This window comes from Bacillus sp. FSL P4-0248 (assembly GCF_038593305.1).
GTDB classification, from domain to species: Bacteria; Bacillota; Bacilli; order Bacillales; family Bacillaceae; genus Bacillus; species Bacillus safensis.
Map to the genome: position 1 here is coordinate 2,953,601 of NZ_CP151983.1, position 17,773 is coordinate 2,971,373.

The 17,773-nt window shown below is 42.0% G+C and carries 19 protein-coding genes; 6 read left to right on the plus strand and 13 right to left on the minus strand.

Going from position 1 to position 17,773, the window contains the following annotated elements; translation table 11 throughout:
* Window positions 1-58 precede the first annotated feature (58 nt).
* Window positions 59-937 (plus strand): TetR/AcrR family transcriptional regulator, encoded by an 879-nt coding sequence (locus NST65_RS15320; protein ID WP_034280864.1) that lies wholly within the window; start codon window positions 59-61, stop codon window positions 935-937.
* 21 nt (window positions 938-958) lie between these two features.
* On the opposite strand, the gene NST65_RS15325 is transcribed toward NST65_RS15320, so the two are convergent.
* From NST65_RS15325 to NST65_RS15335, 3 genes are all read right to left on the minus strand, one after another.
* Window positions 959-1,264 (minus strand): hypothetical protein, encoded by a 306-nt coding sequence (locus NST65_RS15325; protein ID WP_231293930.1) that lies wholly within the window; start codon window positions 1,262-1,264, stop codon window positions 959-961.
* Between the two features lie 154 nt (window positions 1,265-1,418).
* Window positions 1,419-2,813: a class II fumarate hydratase gene (gene fumC / locus NST65_RS15330; protein WP_024423418.1), complete on the minus strand. Its 1,395-nt coding sequence runs from the start codon at window positions 2,811-2,813 to the stop codon at window positions 1,419-1,421.
* An 89-nt stretch (window positions 2,814-2,902) separates the two neighbouring features.
* A complete protein-coding gene (locus tag NST65_RS15335) occupies window positions 2,903-3,070 on the minus strand; it encodes a YvzF family protein (RefSeq protein ID WP_003213147.1) in 168 nt (55 codons plus the stop codon).
* A gap of 112 nt (window positions 3,071-3,182) precedes the next feature.
* Here NST65_RS15335 and NST65_RS15340 point away from each other — a divergent pair, with 112 nt between their 5' ends.
* From NST65_RS15340 to NST65_RS15355, 4 genes are read left to right on the plus strand one after another with little or no spacing between them, the layout of a single operon-like run.
* The gene (locus NST65_RS15340; RefSeq protein WP_034280868.1) at window positions 3,183-4,607 is read left to right on the plus strand and encodes a spore germination protein; all 1,425 of its coding nucleotides are present in this window, start codon (window positions 3,183-3,185) and stop codon (window positions 4,605-4,607) included.
* Window positions 4,594-5,688, plus strand: a complete 1,095-nt coding sequence (locus NST65_RS15345) for an endospore germination permease (RefSeq protein WP_034280869.1) — start codon at window positions 4,594-4,596, stop codon at window positions 5,686-5,688. The genes NST65_RS15340 and NST65_RS15345 overlap by 14 nt, the downstream gene beginning before the upstream one ends.
* Window positions 5,685-6,806, plus strand: coding sequence for a Ger(x)C family spore germination protein (locus NST65_RS15350; protein WP_034280871.1), 1,122 nt, complete (start codon window positions 5,685-5,687; stop codon window positions 6,804-6,806). The genes NST65_RS15345 and NST65_RS15350 overlap by 4 nt, the downstream gene beginning before the upstream one ends.
* 37 nt (window positions 6,807-6,843) lie before the next feature.
* Complete coding sequence (locus NST65_RS15355) at window positions 6,844-7,212, plus strand: hypothetical protein (protein ID WP_034280872.1); 369 nt, start codon at window positions 6,844-6,846, stop codon at window positions 7,210-7,212.
* A 42-nt stretch (window positions 7,213-7,254) separates the two neighbouring features.
* On the opposite strand, the gene NST65_RS15360 is transcribed toward NST65_RS15355, so the two are convergent.
* The 7 genes from NST65_RS15360 to NST65_RS15390 form a co-directional block, all read right to left on the minus strand.
* Window positions 7,255-7,890, minus strand: a complete 636-nt coding sequence (locus NST65_RS15360) for a response regulator transcription factor (RefSeq protein ID WP_024423423.1) — start codon at window positions 7,888-7,890, stop codon at window positions 7,255-7,257.
* The gene (gene liaS, locus NST65_RS15365; RefSeq protein ID WP_034280874.1) at window positions 7,887-8,951 is read right to left on the minus strand and encodes a two-component system sensor histidine kinase LiaS; all 1,065 of its coding nucleotides are present in this window, start codon (window positions 8,949-8,951) and stop codon (window positions 7,887-7,889) included. Before liaS ends, NST65_RS15360 begins: the two co-directional genes overlap by 4 nt.
* Window positions 8,948-9,712 carry a cell wall-active antibiotics response protein LiaF gene (liaF, locus tag NST65_RS15370; RefSeq protein WP_034281438.1) on the minus strand — a complete coding sequence of 255 codons (765 nt, stop codon included), beginning with the start codon at window positions 9,710-9,712 and terminating at the stop codon, window positions 8,948-8,950. The genes liaS and liaF overlap by 4 nt, the downstream gene beginning before the upstream one ends.
* A 30-nt stretch (window positions 9,713-9,742) precedes the next feature.
* A complete protein-coding gene (locus NST65_RS15375) occupies window positions 9,743-10,612 on the minus strand; it encodes a DUF4097 domain-containing protein (RefSeq protein ID WP_034280875.1) in 870 nt (289 codons plus the stop codon).
* A 104-nt stretch (window positions 10,613-10,716) separates the two neighbouring features.
* Window positions 10,717-11,385 (minus strand): PspA/IM30 family protein, encoded by a 669-nt coding sequence (locus NST65_RS15380; RefSeq protein WP_111926697.1) that lies wholly within the window; start codon window positions 11,383-11,385, stop codon window positions 10,717-10,719.
* A gap of 15 nt (window positions 11,386-11,400) precedes the next feature.
* Window positions 11,401-11,793: a membrane protein gene (locus tag NST65_RS15385; protein WP_024426019.1), complete on the minus strand. Its 393-nt coding sequence runs from the start codon at window positions 11,791-11,793 to the stop codon at window positions 11,401-11,403.
* 162 nt (window positions 11,794-11,955) lie between these two features.
* Window positions 11,956-12,525 carry a cob(I)yrinic acid a,c-diamide adenosyltransferase gene (locus NST65_RS15390; RefSeq protein WP_111926699.1) on the minus strand — a complete coding sequence of 190 codons (570 nt, stop codon included), beginning with the start codon at window positions 12,523-12,525 and terminating at the stop codon, window positions 11,956-11,958.
* A gap of 189 nt (window positions 12,526-12,714) precedes the next feature.
* On the opposite strand from NST65_RS15390, the gene NST65_RS15395 reads away from it, so the two are divergent.
* Window positions 12,715-13,461 (plus strand): 3-oxoacyl-ACP reductase family protein, encoded by a 747-nt coding sequence (locus NST65_RS15395; protein WP_024423430.1) that lies wholly within the window; start codon window positions 12,715-12,717, stop codon window positions 13,459-13,461.
* Between the two features lie 28 nt (window positions 13,462-13,489).
* Here the strand turns inward: NST65_RS15395 and pdxA are convergent, their stop codons facing one another.
* From pdxA to NST65_RS15410, 3 genes are read right to left on the minus strand one after another with little or no spacing between them, the layout of a single operon-like run.
* The gene (pdxA, locus tag NST65_RS15400) at window positions 13,490-14,503 is read right to left on the minus strand and encodes a 4-hydroxythreonine-4-phosphate dehydrogenase PdxA (protein WP_111926701.1); all 1,014 of its coding nucleotides are present in this window, start codon (window positions 14,501-14,503) and stop codon (window positions 13,490-13,492) included.
* On the minus strand, window positions 14,479-15,822 hold the full coding sequence (locus NST65_RS15405) for a four-carbon acid sugar kinase family protein (protein WP_111926703.1): 1,344 nt from the start codon (window positions 15,820-15,822) through the stop codon (window positions 14,479-14,481). Before NST65_RS15405 ends, pdxA begins: the two co-directional genes overlap by 25 nt.
* Window positions 15,823-15,847: 25 nt before the next feature.
* The gene (locus tag NST65_RS15410) at window positions 15,848-17,629 is read right to left on the minus strand and encodes a sigma-54-dependent transcriptional regulator (RefSeq protein ID WP_181566856.1); all 1,782 of its coding nucleotides are present in this window, start codon (window positions 17,627-17,629) and stop codon (window positions 15,848-15,850) included.
* Window positions 17,630-17,773 lie beyond the last annotated feature (144 nt).

Here is a 17,773-nt window from a genome sequence, read left to right on the forward strand (position 1 = left end):
CTCTTTGCGCACGTTTCCTAAGACATTTGTCTCTCGGTAAGAAAGGATGACATTCATTTTGAAAAAGAAAGAAAAAATGATCATTGAGGCTGGCATGAAATTATTTGCCAGCAAAGGCTATAACACAACGTCTGTTCAGGAAATTGCAGATGAATGCCACATGTCAAAGGGCGCTTTTTATCTTTATTTTAAATCAAAGGAAGCACTGCTCATTTCGATCCTTCATTACTATTACGATAAGGTATTTACCCGGATTCATGAGGTTCAAACAGAGGGCGGCACACCAAAAGAAGCCTACCGCAAACAGCTCACTGTCTATTACGATAATATTTTGCAGCAAAAGGATTTTATTAAAATGCAGCTGAGCGACAGGGCGCTTCCATTGAATGAAGAAACGCAGCAGCTCGCAAAACAAATTAGGCTTGCAACCATCCAGCTTCACATCGATAACATTAAACAAGTGTATGGAGACGCTGCTATTCCATATATGGCTGATTTATGTTTGACGATTGAGGGCATGAGCCACGTTTATTTCGAGCTTGCCATTTTATATGATTTTCAGCTGGAAGCAGAAGAGCTTGCCAAAACCATGATTCATCGTATCGATGATTTGATGGGCGGTATGATGAAGCGAAATGATCTTCCTCTCATTTCTGTAGATCAAGCGAGCGATTGGTTTGGTCCAATTTATGAACGGTCATTCGATCCGCTCACAGAATCTCTTTTAAAGGAATTAAGAGAGATTGCTGAAGCACACTATGAAGTGAAAGACGAGCCTGAGTTATTTGAAGCGCTTGGCATCCTGGAAAATGAATTAAACAAACAAAAACCAAGACAAGTCATCGTGAAAGGCATGCTGTACCAATTGAAATTATATGCGCCGCTTCAAACCAATTCTGATTCACTTTTGCGTATTTTGAAAGAGGATCATTTGTAAAACCCAGGGGATGCCCTGGGTTTATTGTTGTGATAAAAAATCAAAATCCTTATGTGTCAGTTCAGGAAGTTTGCTGGCTTGAACTCTATTTAGTAAGTCATCTACATATCTTTGAACAGCAAGCATGTCACAAGGAAAATCAAATTCAAATTCTTCCTCTATCGACAGTGTGTCCATACAATACGAACAGGTTGGTTTAAAGCCTAGCATATCGTTATTGAAACTTAGAACATCTTCATACGACTCTTCTGACAGCTCAAAATGAGAGATCAAAAATATATCAATATGATTCACACCCTCGGGCCGTCTTTGATCAATATATAACAAAAAAGCTGACTCCTCCGTATCTGGGGACATTACTTGAAAGAATTCAACATCACGTGTCCGCAGCCATCTAATAAATCTTGTCTTTATTGTTCTCACAACTATTCACCTCAAATATCTTCCCACATAAAAACCAGGGGCAGCTGCCCCTGGTTTCTTATTTTGCTTTCGGTGTCACCATTTCCTCTGGTTTCACAAATTGCTCGAACTGCTCTTCAGTTAACAGCTCTAATTGAAGTGCTGCTTCTTTTAGTGTTAATCCTTCTTTGTGCGCAAGCTTCGCAATTTTCGCTGCATTTTCATATCCGATGTGCGGGTTTAGTGCCGTCACAAGCATCAATGAATTGTTCAAGTTTTTCTCAATCGTTTCAAGGTTTGGTTCGATTCCAACTGCACACTTGTCATGGAATGAGTTCATGCCATCAGCAAGTAGTTCAACTGATTGCAGGAAGTTATAAATGATGACTGGCTTAAATACGTTCAGCTCAAAGTTTCCTTGGCTTGCCGCAAAACCGATTGTGGCATCATTCCCCATGATTTGCGCTGCAATCATAGTTAATGCTTCACTTTGGGTTGGGTTAACTTTTCCTGGCATAATGGAGCTTCCCGGCTCATTTTCAGGAATGATCAATTCGCCAATTCCGCAGCGAGGACCACTTGCAAGCCATCTTACATCATTGGCAATTTTCATTAAATCAGCTGCAAGTGCTTTTAAGGCACCATGTGCATACGTAATTTCATCATGGCTTGTCAGCGCATGGAATTTGTTTGGTGAAGAATTGAAAGTTTGACCTGTCAGCTGGCTGATTTCCTCAGCAACATATTGACCGAACTCAGGATGTGCGTTAATTCCTGTACCAACAGCAGTTCCGCCAATGGCTAATTCTCTCATTTTTTCAGTTGATTCTAGAATCATTTCTTTTGAACGATCCAGCATGTATACCCAGCCGCTAATCTCTTGGCCAACTGTCAGCGGTGTTGCATCCTGCAAGTGCGTACGGCCGATTTTCACAATCTCTTGATACGCTTTTGCTTTCTCATCAAGAGTTGTTCTTAACTGGTCAATTGCAGGCAGCAATTTTTTGTACACAGCTAAAACAGCTGCCACGTGCATAGCCGTTGGGAATGTATCATTTGAGCTTTGGCTGCGGTTAACGTCATCATTCGGGTGAATGCTGAACTCGCTATTTTTATCTTTCAAGTAAGCAGTTGCTCTGTTTGCAACGACTTCGTTCATGTTCATGTTACTTTGTGTTCCACTGCCTGTCTGCCAAACAACAAGCGGGAAATGCTCGTCATACTTTCCGCTGATGATATCATCACATACAGCAGCAATTGCTTCTGCTTTTTCGCTTTCAAGGTTGCCAAGTCGTTCGTTCGCAATCGCTGTGCTACGTTTCAAAATCGCAAACGCATTCACAACTTCCTTTGGCATTTTCTCAGAACCGATTTTGAAATTTTCTTTGCTTCGTTGTGTTTGTGCACCCCAGAACTTGTCCTTTGGCACTTTGATTTCGCCCATTGTATCTTTTTCGATTCTAAATTCCGTCATTATGTATCCCTCCATAGCTTCTCATCACTCAACTCTATTCTATACAAAAAACGAAAATCCTTTAAGCGTTTTCAATTAAAATTTTATCTTTATTTTAATTTTAGTTCAATATAAACGCGAACATCCTTCGAATATTTGTATTTTGGGTTCGTTTTTCCGTAATCCTTTGATGTATAGGTCACCTCATAATGCTTGTCAAACGACTGTAGAATACGGTCGATCTCCTCTTTTGTTCCTGCTAAACGAATCTGTGCCATCTTGTTTCCTCCAAAACCCTCATTCTTTCTTTTACCACAAAATAATGTAACACAGAATATTGTTTTTTCAAGCAGGTAATGCTAAGAAAAAGATTTGAGGCGGGTGATCCAAATGAATCAAACTCCATTAAAAGAGCACTTATACGATAATCTCTCCGTCATCCTTCCGCAATTAAAAGAAATGGACGATTTGGTCCATGAGAAAAAAACACTGCCTCACGGACAGGTGGTTTACTATTTATACATAAAAGAAATGAACGAAACGATGGAGATTCAAACCTTTTTAAAGCTGCTTCTCCAAGATCATACGTCTCTCACAAAAGAGAAGCTGGAATCCAATTTATCGATGATGACCACCCGTTCTGTGAAGACCACCGAGGAATTGGTCGATGCGATTTTTGAAGGGCATTGTGTGGTACTGATTAACGGATTTCAGCATGCGTATATTTTAGAAACGCATGGAACGAAGAAACGCAGTATAGGTGATGCTACCTCTGAAACAATTGTGAGAGGCCCGAAAATTGGCTTTATTGAAGATTTAGATACGAACTTAGCTCTTGTGAGGCAGCGCTTGAAAAACCCCAATCTTAAAACCGTCGACATGAAAATTGGTCAAAAAAAGTACACCCAAGTGACCATCATGTACATTGACGGTATGGCTCAATCGTCTGTTTTAAAAGAAGTGAAAAAAAGGCTCAAACAGGTCACGATTGATGATATACAAGATTCTGGTGTTCTTGAGGAACTGATTGAGGACAATGTGTACTCGCCTTTCCCGCAAATCCAAAACACAGAACGGCCGGATAAAGTGGCATCTGCTTTAAATAATGGACGTGTCGCCATTTTTGTTGATCATTCACCTTTTGTGTTAATTGTACCTGCTTCTCTCGCGACGATTATGCAATCACCTGATGATTATTATGAAAGGTGGATCGCCGCCTCTCTCATTCGTATGCTGCGGTTTACCTCTATCTTTCTGACATTATTTTTATCAGCCATTTATATTGCGCTTGTGTCCTTCCATCAAGGACTTTTACCAACAACACTGGCTATTTCGATCTCAAGTACAAGAGAAAATGTCCCCTTTCCGCCTATTGTGGAGGCACTCATCATGGAGATAACGATTGAGCTGCTGCGGGAAGCTGGTTTAAGGCTGCCAAATCCGCTCGGTCAAACGATTGGACTTGTAGGCGGAGTCGTCATTGGGCAGGCGGCCGTTCAGGCTCATATTGTGAGCTCGATTATGGTGATTATCGTCAGTGTGATTGCCCTTGCTTCCTTTACTGTGCCTCAATACGGGATGGGCATGTCGTTCCGCGTGCTCCGCTTTGTGTCCATGTTTACGGCAGCTACCTTGGGTTTATATGGGATTGTGCTGTTCATGCTCGTTCTCCTTACCCATTTAACACGGCAAAAAAGTTTTGGTACGCCTTATTTTTCGCCAGACTTTGTGTTCAGCTATAAAAATGAAGACAATTCCATCATTCGATTGCCTTTGAAAAATCAAAAGAAAGGAGAACGATATGGTCAATCATAAAGAGTCGATCACCAGCTATCAGGCAAGTGCCATTATTGCCAATACAACATTAGGTGCAAGTATGATGATTCTGCCCAGAGCAATGGCACAGGCTGCAACTACACCTGATGGCTGGATTGCACTCTTACTCATGAGCGTCATTTACATTGTATTTATTTTTGTGAATGTCCTTATGATGAAAAAAGTCCCCTTCTCCTCTTACTATGATTATACAAATGAGGGGCTTGGAAAGTGGATTGGTGCTCTTGCTAACCTGCTCATTATTGTTTATTTTCTTGGCGTTGCCAGCTATGAAGTACGGGCTATGTCAGAAATGGTGAAGTTCTTTCTGCTTCAAAACACACCTGTAGCGGTGACAATGATCAGCTTTATTTTGGTTGGTCTTTATCTCGTAGTCGGCGGGATTGGTGATTTTGCCAGACTGTGCCCTTTTTTCCTCATTGTGACCTTGATTATCTTATTTGTTGCATATGGACTCAGTGTTCAAGAATTTAAGTTAGATAACCTCCGGCCTGTTTTAGGAGAGGGATTCTCCCCTGTCTTCAAATCCCTTAACGCATCAGCCATTTCGTTTGTCGGCATTGAAATGATGCTGTTTATGCCTGTCTATATGAACACGCAAAAACACACCTTTGCTTATGGCGCAATCGGCTTTTTGATTCCTGCGATCATTTATATATTCACCTATATTCTTGTCGTTGGTGCGTTCACTGTGAAAGAAACTGCGACGTTGACTTGGCCGACGATTGCTTTATTTCAATCGTTCGATATACAGGGGATTTTTATTGAGCGAATTGAATCTTTTTTGCTTATCGTTTGGCTTGTTCAGCTTTATACGAGCTTTGTAGGATATACGTTTTTTGCTGCAATGGGGGTATCCAAACTAACAAAATTACCCAAAAAAGTCGTACTCACGTTGATGGGAATTGTCATCTACTTTGCCGCCGTTTTCCCAAAGGATGTTGATACAGTGCGTGATTATCTAACCTATGTGAACCATTTATTTTTCCTTTTATTCGGCATCCTCCCGTTTCTCTTATTTATCATCGTGTTTTTTAAAAGGAGGCGGAAAGCAGCATGAAAAAAAAGGCGGCCTTTGCATACCTGGCCCTTGTTCTATTAAGTGGATGCTGGGATAGTACCAATATTGAGGAGCTCAACATGGCGATTGGTTTTGGCTTAGATAAAGGAGATGACGGTCATAAGCTTAAAATATCTATGCAAGTCCTTGTTCCTCAAAAAATTGAGCAAGAATCCAGCGTAAAAGACCCAACAAAGATTATTGAAACTAGTGGTGATTCCGTACATCAAATATTCCGAACAACAACGCTCAAGAGTCACCGGATTTTCGCCCAGCAGCTGAGGGTGTATTTATTTTCTGAGGAGCTCATCAATGAGAATAATTTCGACCTCGTCATTAATCAATTTATTCGCGACAATGAAACACGGAGAGGAAGCCTTGTCTTTATGACTTCTGAGAAGCCTGGGGACTTGCTGAAAATCAATGACGATGGACAGCCAGCTTCTTCTACATTATATGATATTTCTAGGAATACTAAATCGACTATACGTATGCTCAAGCCCGCTTCATTAGGAGATATTTCTTCTGCTATGCAAAACAACGTATCTTTTGCTGTTCCGAAAGTCGGTGTGGATCAAGGGAAATTAATGCTGGACGGAGCCTCTATTATAAAGAACAGACGATTTCTCACCAACATCTCTCCGTTAGCCGTGCAGTCGTATAACCTGTTGACTGGAGACGGAGAAGGCGGAGTCATTGAATTTGAATATGATCACAGCATCTATTCTTTTGAGATTTTTAAACTGAAACACAACATTGAAACAAATAAAACAGCCAGCGGAAAATATCAATTTAATGTGTCAGTGGCGCTTGAAGGAAGATTATCTGAGGATTGGAATGAGCGGGAAAATGCATTTAATGAAAAGTATCTCCAAGAGATTGAAGGTGTTGTGGAGCGTCGATTAGAGAAAAACGTAAAAGATTTCATTGGGGAATTACAGCATGAGATCAAAGCAGATATTTGCGGGTTTTATCAAAAAGCGGGTATTGCGTATCCGAAGGACTTTCGAAAAGAAGCGAAGCATTGGGATGAAATATTTAGTGAATCGGACATTCGTTACAAAGCAAATGTGAAAATCCGTGACTTCGGGACTAAGGGCGCAACACAATCTTTATAGAGTATGTTAAAATGGTAAGAAAAAAAGGGTGTCAATCATGAAACGAGCTTTACTTTCGGCCGGCATTCTATTTTTGATTCTAGGGATACTTCTGTTAATCGTTGTATTCACGCAATCAAAAGAAGATTTCTTCATTGAAGCCGACAGCTTTTCAAGCACATTTTTGATCGTGGTTTATTATGGACAAACCCCTGCGCTCCTTCTGTTGGGAGGCGGATTATTCGTCGGACTTTCACAGATCATTGATTTGCAGGAAAAAAAAGCGGCAGCAGCAAAGGAGAGCGTAAAGCTTTTATCCGAAATGAAGAAAACCCTGGAAGAAAAACCGGCCAAGGAGCAGGAGGCTTTTCCAGTTCCTGAGCTCCATCAACTATCCGAACGTCCGATCACAGGACAGAAGGACTAATTTTACGCATGTTCTAGCAGCTTTCACTTGAAAGCTGTTTTTTTATTGAATCAGCTTATGACGGTGCGCATACACAGCCGCCTGCGTTCGATCTTCCACATCAAGTTTGGAAAGAATGTTGGTAATATGGGTCTTCACCGTTTTAATTGTAATAAATAATTCCTCGGCAATGACCTTATTCGATTTCCCATCCGCAATCAGCTTCAAGATCTCCATTTCTCTTGCCGTTAATGAATCGTGAAGGATGGACCCATTTGATGAATGACGGAGTTTATTCATGACCTTTCCAGCCACTTTTGATTCAAGTCTTGGTTCGCCGATACTTGCAGATCTGATGGCATCAGCAATTTCTCCTGCCTTGGATGTTTTTAATAAATAGCTTAAAGCACCCGCCTCAATCACTGGATAGACTTTATCATCGTCAATAAAGCTCGTCAGAACGATAATCTTGGCATCTTCAATTTCCTGACAAATTCTTTTCGTTGCTTCGATGCCATCCATCCCCTCCATGACAAGATCCATTAAAATCACATCTGGCTTTAATTCAACGGCTAGCTCTACACCTTTTTGTCCATCTGACGCTTCACCAATGACTTCAATATCAGCCTGCGCCTCTAAAAAGGCCGCAAGACCCATTCTCACCATTTCGTGATCGTCGATTAAAAGCACTCGAATCATCGAACGTTCTCTCCTTTTCCTTCATCAAAAATGGGAACCTTCACATCAATTTGTGTGCCTTTTCCCTCAAATGACATAATCTCTGCGACACCGCCTACTTCACTTGTTCTCTCTCGAATCGATTCAAGTCCGTAGGAGGCTGTCTTCACATGGTCTGTTTGAAAGCCGATACCATTATCAATAATCTTTAGCTGCACTTGCCGGTTTCTTATGAGCAGGCGCACAGTTACCTTTGTCGCCTTTGCATGCCTAAATACATTAGACAGGGCTTCTTGCACAATTCGGAAGAGGTGGTCCTCTACTCCTTTAGATAACGGAACATCATCTTCGATTTCCCAATCAATATCAATCGGCTGCTTTGCTTGAAATTCATTTAGCAGCTCAATTAAGCCTTTTTTCAGGTCTTTTCCTTCTAGCGTGATCGGTCTTAGGTGAAGCAGAAGAGCACGCATCTCATTTTGTGCATCGCCAGCCATTCGTTCGACAAGCTGCATTTGCTTTAATATCTTTTCGTCCTTTTCCTTCATGCCTTCAAGAATAGCTGAAGTCATCATCGAAATCGCAAATAACTGCTGACTGACCGCATCATGGAGCTCTCGTGCAAGCCGCTGCCGCTCTTCTGAGACGACCGATTTCTTCATTTGAACCTGCCATTCAGCCCGTTCATTTGAAAGCTTTTGCAAAGAGGCTACTTGCCCTTCCACCCGCTTCGCCATTTCATTTAATTGATCGGCGGCTAAGCCAATTTCATCGTCGCCAAGAGACGGCAGTCTGTATGCAAAGTTTCCATTTTCAAATTTCAAAATCGACTCTACAAGCTGATCGAGTCGCTTCTTATGCTGATAGCCAAATACACTCCCGGCAGAAATCCCAATCGCAAGACTAACGATGAGTAAAATACAAAAAAACGGTATGCCAAACCAGCGGGTAGAAAGCAGAATCATCGGATCAAGCTGATAATAAAAAAACATCGGCAGTGTCGTCATCGTCACAACACCGAGCGAGATACCGACGCCAAGACGAACAGATTGCCACTGGAGGCCTAAATGGAATTTCCTCATAAGTATCTCACATCCACATCTCCGATCAATAGAGAGATGGAGATTTTCACTTTTCGTTTGCTCTCATCGTAATCGTTGGTCATCACGTACACTTTACTGCCGAACCCGCTTCTTTTTTCATCTATGATTTTCATATCACCAATCGCGGCGGAAGCACTCACACATACTTCAATATCCTGCGGTACGTAAATATCCACATCTCCGATCAGCCCGCTAATCACGATCGTACTCTCTTCTTCTGCGATGATCGCCTTTGATAAATCGATTTTAACATCGCCAATAAAACCTGAAATCGTCAAATCACTTAATTGAAACGGCTTTTTCATCAGCCTGACTTCACCGATAAAAAAGTCATGCTCTTTGCGCGGCTTTGTCTGGCTTTTTGTTTTTTTCTGATCGTCCTTTTTTTCAAGATTGACTTTCAATGAAGGCTTCCCGTCGTCTGATGTTTCTTTTTTATCGACATCAAAAACAGGTTTATTTTTCAATAAGCGATAGCCGGCATAAATCAAAAAGGCCGCAAATAAGTAACCTGTTAAACTAAATGTAATATTGAGCAGAAATTTTAAGAAGAGAAAGCCGGCAAAAATATAGGAAACTGAACCGAGCCAACGTTTGGATCGTGAGTGCAGCCAATAACCTGCCAGCGCAAAAAACACAGGCCAAAACAAATCTGCTCCGATCCCAATAATTTTGAGAAATAAATTAATACCAAATATCACGACAATGATGCCTAAAATTTGATTCCTTGTAAAACGCAGTTGACTCGCCTCCTTCCTTTCTTTCAATCATTACCGCAGCTTGAGGTTACCACTTGTCATTTCAATATCGACTAAATGTGTCCCTTTCCCCCGCGTACCTGTAAAGCCTCGACCTTCACTATCCACTTGATCAAAGTCATACGAGTGATCGACGCTTCCACTTGTTTTTTTCACCTGAACGTTGAAATCTCCGTCATCTGGCAAATTAAATTTCGCGCTCCCTGATGTCATATGAAAGGAGACAGGTGACTCAATTGTATCAAAACTTGCTGTCAACCGGCCGCTTGTCATGCCCAATTGCAGCTCGCCTTTGACATCATTAATATCGGCACGCCCTGAAGTTGCCCCAATATCACTATCCTTCGCATCAATGTGCGACACTGCCAGCCTGCCAGAGGTTGCTTTGATTTCCACATTTTTGGCTGAGAAATTCTCAGCTGTGAGGTTTCCGCTCGTTGATTTGAGTATCACATCTTGAAGGGACAGCTTTCCTTCTCCGTTCATCTCGCTGACTCCGCTTCCACCCGTAATCTTCACATTTTTATGATAATCTGTTGGAATTTTAACTAAAAGCTCTCCTTTTTCAAATTGAGTGAAAAACAAGAAGCTTTTATTTTCAGCGCGAATTTTAAAGGTACCGCCTGTTTGCTCCGCATACATTTTCCCTTTTCCATTGAGAGCAGTCACGGAAATATCGGAACGATTTTCAGGTTTTACCTTCACGCGAAACCCAGAAAGAGAAATATCTAATTGATCAATCTCCTCTTTTTTCGCTGAAGCTTTTGTCACTGGTTTTTCACGGGAAAAACTTAAATGAAAGAGATCTTCATTTTTGAAAAGCATGCCAATCATTAAAAAGATACCTACAAGTATACAAATTAGACCGATTAATCGCTTCATTCATACCATCCCTTTATCTTCTGACCTTTTCATTATAAGGAAAAGCGAAACAGAAAGAAATCAAATATCGGAAGAAAAAGCCTGCTTTTCTTCCGATTTGACCTCTATACGTTTGCTTGCTGCTGTTCAGGCTTTTTCTCAAGTTTCAGCTTCTGCCATTCTTTTTCAACCTCATCGGCGTAGTCTAAATGAGCATATGCCCCTTGATCTGCAAATTGTGCATAGCTGCCTGCTTTTGTTTCCATTTCTTCAATACGGTTCTCCATTCGAAGAAACTCTTTATATGCACTTTCACTGTCTACTTTATTGATGGAATCATTCATATGCTGCTTTGCCTGTGCGGCATTGGCTCTTGCAATCAGGGCCTGCTTCTTGTCTTTTATATCACGCAGCTTTGTTTCTAAGTGCTGCAATTGCTCTTTCAGCTCTTTCAATTGTTTCACAGATTGCTGGTAGGCTTCCTGATATTCGTTGTGCTTTTCTTCAAAATACTTCATTTCTGTGAGCGCTTTTCGTGCAAGCTCCTCTTCTCCAGCATGATATGCCAGCTCGGCCTGTTTCTTTCGCTTTTCAGCAAATGCTTCCGTCTCTTCTGCTTTTCGCTGGAAGCCTTGCTGAATCGTTTGCTGTTTGATGATGGCATGTTTCGCTTTCGCAACATCATCCTCCATATCACGAACGTATTGATTCAGCATGACACGCGGATTCTCCAATTTATCTAAACCCTCATTGACAGTTGCAACAAACATATCTCTTACTCTTCTTAATACCATTTGATATTCCTCCCTTTATTTTTTCTTTAAAAAGTCTTCCCATTCTTGATCAAAAGACGTATGAATCGGTTCTTCCGTATTAGGTGCCGTGTTTGGCTCCATATAGGCTCTGCTTGATGATTTTTCGGTAGATTCACCATTGATCATCGACCAGCCAAAATAAAGAAGTACCCCTGCAAATGCGATGCCGAGTATAAACGGCAGAAATTGCACGACGATCAATACACCAATGACTGCTAGAATGACACCTAAGGTTTTACTGCCTTTTTCGTATTTTTTAACACCTACATAGATGAGCCCTGCACCAATCAAAACCGGGATCAGACCACCAAATGAACCACCAAAGAAGATGGATAAACCGACAAACAATAAAATTGAACCGATAATGGTTTTACTTGTTATTTTCATCTTCATGCCTCCTTTCTTGCTCCTTGCTTTAACTATAGTCAAAAAAGAAAGCCGGCAAAACGTGTCACAGATTGATCTTTGATTGCGACTAGAGTCGTAACAATGCTCAGACTAAGCGGCAGAACCTAATAAAAAAGCACTCTTCTATGAAGAGTGCTTTCCTTATTTAGAACGAAACACATCGGCACTTCGTTCATATTCAACATCAGCTTCACCAAGCCGATAATTCACGATTCGAGCGGCTGCAAATAAATAATCGGATAGACGGTTTACGTATGAGAGCGCAACGGCTGGAATCTCCTCCTGTTTTGCAAGCGTCACAATATGCCTCTCGGCTCTTCTGACGACTGTCCGCGCTACATGTAAGAGAGCAGCGCCTTCCTGACCACCCGGTAAAATAAACTTAGTAAGCGGCGCGGCCTCTTCTACATAGACATCCATTCTTTCCTCAAGGACTGTCACAGAGGCTTCTGTTAATTTGCCTTCTTTACGTGGTTTGACTGCTGCCAAATCACCACCGCAGTCAAACAGCTCATGCTGTATAACGATCAGCTCTGACAAAAGGTCCGGAAACAATTCGCCATGCTGCCGTAATTTTGCATGCGCGAGTCCAATAAAGCTATTCGCCTCATCTAACGTACCATACGCCTCTACTCTCACATCATCTTTATCGGCTCTTCCTCCGATCAAGCCTGTTTGGCCCTGATCCCCGGTTTTCGTATAAAGTTTCAACGGTTTTCCCTCTTTTCTACTGCTTTGTCCTTCTAGTATAACCTGAAGTTAAAAAGATGTATTTGTTTTATTATGAAACACTTTTACTGAAAATCACTCCAACCCTCTTATATATGTTGAATGATGAAACATCCCGTTTTATAATGAATGAAAGCGCTTTTTAATTATGAGAGATGGGGTGGGATGTACGTGAGTTTACAAAATAAAGTAGCAATCATTACAGGTGCAAGCAGAGGAATCGGCCGCGCCATTGCGGAGGCACTTGCCTGCGAAGGAGTGCGCGTCGTTCTCAATGGAACGAACGACATGCTGCTGCAGGAGGTTTGCTCCTCACTGAATAAAAAAGAGAAACGAGCCGTTTATGTTGCTGGTGATGCTAGTTTACCAGAGACAGCCTCTTCACTCGTGGAGCAAGCGAAAACACATTTTGGACAGATTGATCTGCTGGTCAACAATGCTGGGATCAATTTACGAAAATCCACAGTCGAGACATCCCTTGATGAGTGGAAACGATTGATTGATATTAATTTGACCGGCACGTTCCTCATGTGCCAAGCGGTCATTCCTGACATGATCAAACAACAAGGCGGAAAGATTATTAATATGAGTTCTACAACTGGCAAAACCCCTCATCACAATGCATCACCTGCATACGGTGCATCAAAGGCAGGCATCAATTATTTAACCATGCATCTTGCCAAAGAATTAGCAGAACACCACATTCATGTGAATGCTGTCTGCCCTGGTCCAATTGAAACAGACATGAGCAAACAGTGGAGCGATGAATACCGGCGTTCGGTTTTAGATAGAATTCCTTTGAAAACGATTGGAACACCAGAACAAGTTGCAAATGTTGTGACATTTTTAGCTTCTGACCAGTCGGATTTTATCACAGGAGAAACCATCAATATGAATGGCGGAACGTATATGAACTAGAAAAAAAGAGCCTCTCTTAAAGGCTCTTTTACTTTTCATATTGATTTTCTCTCGTACCAGAAAGCATGATGGCCTGTCTAATAGCTTCTTCCATGCTCGCAGAATCAGCTTTTCCTGTTCCTGCGATATCAAATGCCGTCCCATGATCGACACTTGTACGGATAATCGGCAGCCCAACTGTAATGTTTACACCCGACTCTAAGCCAAGCACCTTAATCGGTCCGTGCCCTTGATCATGATACATCGCCACAACGATATCAAAGTCACCTCTTACTGCCCTAAAGAACAAGGTATCAGCAGGCAGCGGCCCAAATACTTGAATCCCTTCTTCCTGCGCTAGTTCAACCGCTGGGATGATCTTCTCCTCTTCTTCTCCGTTCCCAAACAATCCATTCTCCCCAGCATGCGGGTTAATCCCGCATACAGCGATTTTAGGAGCAGAGATTCCAGAACGGACGAGTGTATCATGTGCCAGCTTAATCGTCGTGTATACACGCTCAGGATTAATCTTTAAAATGGCATCCATTAATCCAATATGTGTGGTGACATGAACTACCTTTAAGTTAGGGGCAGCCAGCATCATCGCATAATCTTCTGTACCTGTCAGGTCAGCTAAAATTTCTGTATGTCCTGGATACATATGACCTGCCTTATGAAGTGCTTCTTTGTTTAACGGCGCTGTGCAAATGCCGTCAATTCTACGGTCATTTGCAAGACTAATGGCTTTTTCAAGATATCGGAAAGCAGCATTTCCTGCTTCTTTTGATATGTCCCCAATTGGAATCTCGTTCGTTAAAAGCTTAAGGTCTAAGCAGGGAACTGCTCCGGCTTTCACCTGCTCCGCTTCCTCTGGTTCTTTGATACTTACAATCTCCACATCTGTACTCACAAAGTCTTTTGCCCTATTTAATATACTGGTATCTCCGATCACAAATAGAACGGCTTCTTCATGTAAACGCGTTTGCTGAAAAGCTTTTAAAATAATTTCAGGACCAACACCAGCCGCATCTCCCATCGTTACAGCAATGATTGGTTTTGACATTCGACTTCCCCCTCTATCTTTTTCAGCACTTCTACCGCGTGGAGTACTGAATTTTTTTGACCGTAAGCTCCTGCTTTCGTAACCGCATATAAATTCGTATCAACAAGCTGACCGAGCGGGATGCCAGGTTCAATTTCTTTCAGCAGCCGAATACCTCCTGCTCCAAGCTCTTGGCAAATCGCCCGCGCTGTATCTCCGCCAGTTAGGAAAAGTCGTCTCATTCCTGATAATGTGACAATGTCTTTTGTGATCATTCCAAGAAAGACGGACAAAGCACCTCCAACCTCTTGTCTTGACAGCCCTTTCTTTTCTCCGTAAACCAGCATCTTTTCAACCATCTCTGGCCGTGCATCTGTGTAAAGGAGAATATCTTCGTTCTGACGCTTACGCAGTTGATCGAGAACTGATTTTCGTTCCCATGCTTCACGGCCGTTTAATACATTCAGCGGGTTCAATTTTATCTCAAAACAATCGTGAGTTTCTCTTAAATAAGCAAACTGCTCATTTGTTTTTTGAGAGGCACTTCCAGATACGATGAGGACAGGTCTCTGTTTTTTAAGGCGAGAAGTATTTCTATGTTTAGCGACATATGCCGATAATGCACCAGCTAGTCCCGCTGAACCGACCCATAGTATTCTTTTATCCATCTTCATAAACACTTCCACAATCCGCCCTAAATCATCACTTGTTTCTGCATCACACACAAACCATTGGTGACCATGCTTCAATAACGATGATACCTCATCATCCATTCCTTTGAGCTCTTCGCCGATTGTTTGTTGAGAAAGGTTTTTTGGTCTGACGTTCGTCTGCTCCTCAATTAAATCTGATATGCTGGATGTCAAAACTGGTGTTTTCGGATCCTTTGCTGCCTCTGACAGATGAACAGGCACTCCTTCCACATAATGTATGCCATCATTGGTTGCTCTTTGTGCATCTGGGTAGGCAGGTGCGATAACCGCCGCATCAAATGGGCCAATATCCATTAGTGCTTGCAGTTCAATTCCTATATTGCCTCTTAATGTTGAATCTATTTTTTTTAAGAAAAGGTGCGATTCATCTTGGAGAAATGGCTGCACCATTTGGCTGACCTCATGGTAGGCGTTCTCTGAAGACATACTTCGTGAATCGGTATCCACTATCAGCACATCCTCTTTATACCTGTCAATGCCTTCAAATGACGGCTGAAACAGGACAGAGGCTGTGAAGCCCGCTTTGACAAATTGAACACCTGTATCGTTGGCACCTGTCAAATCATCCGCCACAATGATTACCTTTTGCTCTAGTTTCGCTCCTTTTTTTAATAGATCGTTTGTCATTTAGACACCTCGGCCTCATTACATATTATTCCTTTAGCTTTCTCCATAGCGTCGTACGGTTGATATTCAACCGCTTTGCCGCCTTTGATTGATTCATATTTTCTTCTTCCAGCACCGTTTTGATAATCCGTCTTTCAATCTCATCAAGCGTTCCATTCAAATAGCTGGACAGCTGTTTTTCTTCATTTTCAAAAGCAAGCTGATCAATTGCTGCCTTTGCCTTATTCAACGTGATATATCCACTTTTTGTCGTCAGCACAAGCTCCTCAATGATCCGCTTGAACTGCCTGACATTTTCTCTGAATTTCTGGTGTTGAAAGGCTTCAATCACATCTGCTGACAGCCCAACCACCTGCGTCCCGTAAAGAGAATTTAGTTCCGCAATAAATAACCTGCTCATGTCCTCAATATCTTCTGGCCGTTCAGACAACGGAGGGACATGAATCGTGAGCTCCTGTAAGCCTATATATAATTCCTCACAAAACGCTCCAGATTGCATCAATTTGAACAAATCCACTTGAGACGCAGCCATCCAGCGAATATTCTGATGATGATGCATCTGCTCAGCAATGAGCTGCTGTATATCCATTGGAACGCTCTCAATATCCTTTAGAAACATCGTCCCTTTTTGATGCAGAGGGATTGATTTTAAATCTTCCGGTTCTGTCAAACGTCTGCAATGTACCGTTGTAAAGCTCTCATCTTTCCTCTCGCTCATTTGATGGATGGCAAATGCAAGGCTTGATTTACCAGTTCCTTGTTCACCATAAAGGCAAATCGAGCGCTCCGTTTGGCTAAACGCTTTTGCCCTTTTGATCACATCTTTCATTTTCGGGCTCTGTTCTGTAAAAAGAGCAAATGGATGTTCTGAATGAATAGGCGACGCAAGCGTCCAAATACGATGACCTTCTTGATTCATCACAGCCGTAGGCCTTTCAATCGTCACAAGCAACTCGCCTTTCGATAGCATGCTTCCTTTGACATGCCACACTTGCTGCTGATGAGATATTTGAGAATAACCATTTTGTTTCCCTTCTCGAATCGCCTTTAGTGCCGGTTCAAGTGCTGGACACCATGTAATCACATCGGCATGAGAAGTAGACGGTGCAAATAATCCTTTTTCTGTCCATTGTTTCATTTGTTGATTCATAAAATGAAGTTTGTTGTGTGGATCGACGATCAGCATGCCTTTTGGCTCTTGATCAATCATTTCACGAAAAAGACGCTGTTCAGCTGTCGCCTCTTTATATAAACGATACATTTGTTTTGCTTGATGAAATGCTTCTTTGACCGATTCACGACCTGATGTAATGAGCATACTCTGCATTCCCAGCTCTTTAGCCGCTTTATCTGTAATGACATCTCCAAGCACAACCTGTGTCCCTTGATCTTGTAATTGTTTTAAGAGATCCCATACCTCTTCCTCTTGCTGCACTGTGTAAATATCAATTTTAATTCCGTATAATTCCCCAATGGTGCGGACACCTTGAGTGATATTTTCAAAACCCACGACCGCTTTTTTACCTTGATAATCTTTTATCAGCGTTAAGGCACGAAGCAAGTCGTACCCTGACACAGGGATATCCACTACTGGGATGTTCACATGTTTTTGAATGAGCGCAGCTGTTCCGCCCCGGCTCATAATGATATCCATCCCTTGAGCTTCTGCTTGTTCTGCGAGAGCAACACCAGACCTAAGATCTCCGACTACAAGCTGGAATGTGATATTTTTTTCTTCTTTGGCAAGGTCGATTAACACATCTCCCAACCCTTTATACGGCGCAACACCTAACACTTTGATATTCATGAAAAGGACCCCCATTTTTTATCTCTTCATCATGAGACATACCTTGAGGGAGTCCAGCCGATAGAAAATGGGGACAACCCTCCAAACATCAATTATAAATGAAGCAAATGAGGGTTACAATTCACCAGAAGCAGGGCCCTCTTG

Excerpts from the sequence above, each read along its gene's own strand:
- fumC (WP_024423418.1), bottom strand. The coding sequence starts at position 2,813 with ATGACGGAATTTAGAATCGAAAAAGATACAATGGGCGAAATCAAAGTG.
- NST65_RS15335 (WP_003213147.1), bottom strand. The coding sequence starts at position 3,070 with ATGGCACAGATTCGTTTAGCAGGAACAAAAGAGGAGATCGACCGTATT.
- NST65_RS15340 (WP_034280868.1), top strand. The coding sequence starts at position 3,183 with ATGAATCAAACTCCATTAAAAGAGCACTTATACGATAATCTCTCCGTC.
- NST65_RS15345 (WP_034280869.1), top strand. The coding sequence starts at position 4,594 with ATGGTCAATCATAAAGAGTCGATCACCAGCTATCAGGCAAGTGCCATT.
- NST65_RS15350 (WP_034280871.1), top strand. The coding sequence starts at position 5,685 with ATGAAAAAAAAGGCGGCCTTTGCATACCTGGCCCTTGTTCTATTAAGT.
- NST65_RS15355 (WP_034280872.1), top strand. The coding sequence starts at position 6,844 with ATGAAACGAGCTTTACTTTCGGCCGGCATTCTATTTTTGATTCTAGGG.
- NST65_RS15360 (WP_024423423.1), bottom strand. The coding sequence starts at position 7,890 with ATGATTCGAGTGCTTTTAATCGACGATCACGAAATGGTGAGAATGGGT.
- liaS (WP_034280874.1), bottom strand. The coding sequence starts at position 8,951 with ATGAGGAAATTCCATTTAGGCCTCCAGTGGCAATCTGTTCGTCTTGGC.
- NST65_RS15375 (WP_034280875.1), bottom strand. The coding sequence starts at position 10,612 with ATGAAGCGATTAATCGGTCTAATTTGTATACTTGTAGGTATCTTTTTA.
- NST65_RS15380 (WP_111926697.1), bottom strand. The coding sequence starts at position 11,385 with ATGGTATTAAGAAGAGTAAGAGATATGTTTGTTGCAACTGTCAATGAG.
- NST65_RS15385 (WP_024426019.1), bottom strand. The coding sequence starts at position 11,793 with ATGAAAATAACAAGTAAAACCATTATCGGTTCAATTTTATTGTTTGTC.
- pdxA (WP_111926701.1), bottom strand. The coding sequence starts at position 14,503 with ATGTCAAAACCAATCATTGCTGTAACGATGGGAGATGCGGCTGGTGTT.
- NST65_RS15405 (WP_111926703.1), bottom strand. The coding sequence starts at position 15,822 with ATGACAAACGATCTATTAAAAAAAGGAGCGAAACTAGAGCAAAAGGTA.
- NST65_RS15410 (WP_181566856.1), bottom strand. The coding sequence starts at position 17,629 with ATGAATATCAAAGTGTTAGGTGTTGCGCCGTATAAAGGGTTGGGAGAT.